3 protein-coding genes and 1 pseudogene are annotated in these 2,756 nt (G+C 66.5%); all 4 read left to right on the top strand.

The window, feature by feature from the left end:
• Nucleotides 1-298: pseudogene (locus tag EN884_RS31910) on the top strand (ribose ABC transporter permease); the annotation flags it as partial.
• On the top strand, nt 295-1,170 hold the full coding sequence (locus EN884_RS31905; protein ID WP_013529211.1) for a MurR/RpiR family transcriptional regulator: 876 nt from the start codon (nt 295-297) through the stop codon (nt 1,168-1,170). The pseudogene EN884_RS31910 and the gene EN884_RS31905, both read left to right, overlap by 4 nt.
• Complete coding sequence (locus EN884_RS31900; RefSeq protein ID WP_063169170.1) at nt 1,167-2,060, top strand: ribokinase; 894 nt, start codon at nt 1,167-1,169, stop codon at nt 2,058-2,060. The genes EN884_RS31905 and EN884_RS31900 overlap by 4 nt, the downstream gene beginning before the upstream one ends.
• A 102-nt stretch (nt 2,061-2,162) precedes the next feature.
• Nucleotides 2,163-2,660, top strand: a complete 498-nt coding sequence (purE, locus tag EN884_RS31895; RefSeq protein WP_063169171.1) for a 5-(carboxyamino)imidazole ribonucleotide mutase — start codon at nt 2,163-2,165, stop codon at nt 2,658-2,660.
• The last annotated feature ends 96 nt before the right edge of the window (nt 2,661-2,756 follow it).

Genomic DNA, 2,756 nt, shown 5'->3' with positions numbered 1-2,756 from the left:
ACAGGCCCAGGATGGTGCCGACGACGCTGCCCTTGCCGCCCATCAGCGAGGCGCCGCCGAACCCATCCTCGGCAATCTCTGGGAGCTCGACGCCATCGCGGCTGCCGCCATCGGCGGCGCCTCGCTGATGGGCGGCAAGGGCAGCGTCGTCGGCACCATCCTGGGCGCCGTCATCCTCGGCGCCATGCGCAACGGTTTGACGCTGATGAACGTCCAGTCCTTCTATCAGCTTCTGGCAACTGGTCTTATAATCCTCGCCGCGATGCTTATCGATCGCGTGACGAGGGGGCGTGGATGACCTTGAGCGGGCTGGACCTGAAAGCGGTAGGACCGCGCATCCGCATGATGATGCCGCATCTCACTCCGCTGGAGGCGAAGGTGGTGGAAACCGTCTTCGGCCGGCGCGGCTTCGACGAGAGCATTCCGCTGAAGCAGATCGCCGAGGAATCCGGCGTGTCCGAGGCGATGGTGGTCAAGATCGCCAAGAAGCTCGGCTTTTCCGGCTATCGCGACTTCCGCACCGCCGTCTATGAGTACAGTCGCCTGCCGACCGCCGAGATGCACCAGGAACTGTCATCCGACGACAGTTCGGCCGAGATCGTGCAAAAAGTGTTCCGCACCTCCATCCAGGCGCTGGAGGAGACGCTGGCGATCCTCGACATCGAGGATTTCGACCGCGCCGCCGAGCTGCTCTTCCGTGCCAAGAACCGGGATTTCTATGGCGTCGGCGGCTCGGCGCAGATCGCGCGCGACGTTTCGCACAAATTCCTGCGCATCGGCATCCGCGCATCCGTCTACGACGATTCGCACATGATGCTGATGTCGGCCTCGCTGCTCGGCGGCGACGACATCGCCGTCGGCTTCTCGCATTCGGGCAACACGTCGGCCGTTATCGACGCCATTCAGTTGGCCCGCAAGAACGGTGCCCGCACGCTGGCCATCACCAATTACGACAACTCGCCCCTGGCCGCCGTCGCCGATATCGTTCTGTGCTCGACCGCGCAGGGTTCGCCGCTGATGGGCGAGAACGCAGCGGCCCGCATTGCCCAGCTCAACATTCTCGACGCGTTGTTCGTCGCGGTGGCGCAGCGCGACTATCAGGCGGCGGAGCGAAATCTCGGCCGCACTATGTCGGCGGTGACATCGAAACGAAAAGACCGGGGCTCATGACGACAACGCCGCTGGTGACCGTGTTCGGCAGCCTGCATTACGACATTATGGTCGACGCGCCCGACCGCCCGCGCAAGGGCGAGACGGTGACCGGCCATGCCTGGCACCCCAAATGCGGTGGCAAGGGCGGCAACCAGGCCGTCTCGGCGGCGCGAGCCGGTGTGTATGCGGCGATGATCGGCGCCGTCGGCGACGATGATTTCGGGCGGGCGTTGCTGGCCAATCTCGATCGCGCCAAGGTCGACCGCCGCTTCGTGCGGGTGGCCGCTGGCGCCGGCTCCGGCATGAGCGTGGCGATCTTCGACCAAGGCGGCGACTATGGCGCGGTGATCGTCTCGGGCAGCAATCTGGCACTGGGCCATGCCGACAGTGCCTCTGCTTCCGATGTGGTGGGACAGACGGCGGTGCTCCTGCTGCAGAACGAAGTGCCGGAAGCCGCCAACATTGCCGCCGCACGCGCAGTCAAGGCACGGGGCAGCCGCGTCGTGCTCAACGCGGCCCCCGCGCGCAAACTCTCCGAGGAGTTGATCGCCCTGGTCGACATATTGGTGGTCAACGCCATCGAGGCGGAATTCCTGGCTGGCACGGCAGTGGTCGAGACACTCGACGGGGCCGCGCAAGCCGCACGGCTATTGGCCGATCTCTATCCCGTGGCGATCGTCACGGCGGGCGGCGAAGGCGTCGCCTGTTGCGACCGGAGCGGCGAGGCCTTTGCGCTGTCCGCCATCCCGGTCAAGGTCGCCAGCACGCATGGCGCCGGCGATGAATTCGTTGGCGCGCTGGCCGCGGGACTTGCCCGTGGGCAGACCATGCGGGCGGCCATCACCGCCGCCAACGCGGCTTCGGCCTTGCTGGTCTCGACGCCAGAGGCCGAGCGCGACGGCATCTGACCGGCTGGTTTCCGTCTTGCCAGACCGCAGCAGCGGCCGCCTATCCTTGCGGCCTCGCGCGAATTCCGCTAAGGCGCGCCTTTGTCGCCGGGGAACACGGACTTGGACGATCAACGCGCCGACGTCGCCATCATCATGGGCAGCCAGTCCGACTGGGCGACGATGCGCCATGCCGCCGAAACGCTGGAAGCACTTGGCATCCCGCACAAGCGGCTCATCATCTCCGCGCATCGTACACCGGACCGGCTCTATGATTTCGCCAAGGGCGCCAAGGCGGCCGGTTACCAGGTGATCATCGCCGGCGCCGGCGGTGCAGCACACCTGCCCGGCATGACGGCGGCGATGACGCCATTGCCGGTGTTCGGCGTGCCGGTGGAATCGAAAGCGCTTTCCGGGCAGGATTCGCTGCTGTCCATCGTCCAGATGCCAGCCGGCATTCCCGTTGGAACGCTGGCCATAGGCAAGGCTGGGGCCGCCAACGCAGCCCTTTTGGCCGCCGCCGTGCTGGCCCTGAACGATGACAGCCTTGCCGTCCGTCTGGATGCCTGGCGCGCCGCGCAGACTGCCAAGGTCGCGGCTGAACCGACGGATACGCCGTGAGCCTGCCCGCCGGATCGACCATCGGTATCATTGGCGGCGGCCAGCTCGGCCGCATGCTGGCTGTTGCTGCCGCCCGTCTCGGCTACCGCACCGTGG

It is taken from the genome of Mesorhizobium sp. M7A.F.Ca.AU.001.01.1.1 (assembly GCF_004022735.1).
Taxonomy (GTDB): domain Bacteria; phylum Pseudomonadota; class Alphaproteobacteria; order Rhizobiales; family Rhizobiaceae; genus Mesorhizobium; species Mesorhizobium ciceri.
The sequence above is the reverse complement of the archived record's forward strand: the minus strand, read 5'-3'. Positions and strand labels throughout refer to the sequence as shown.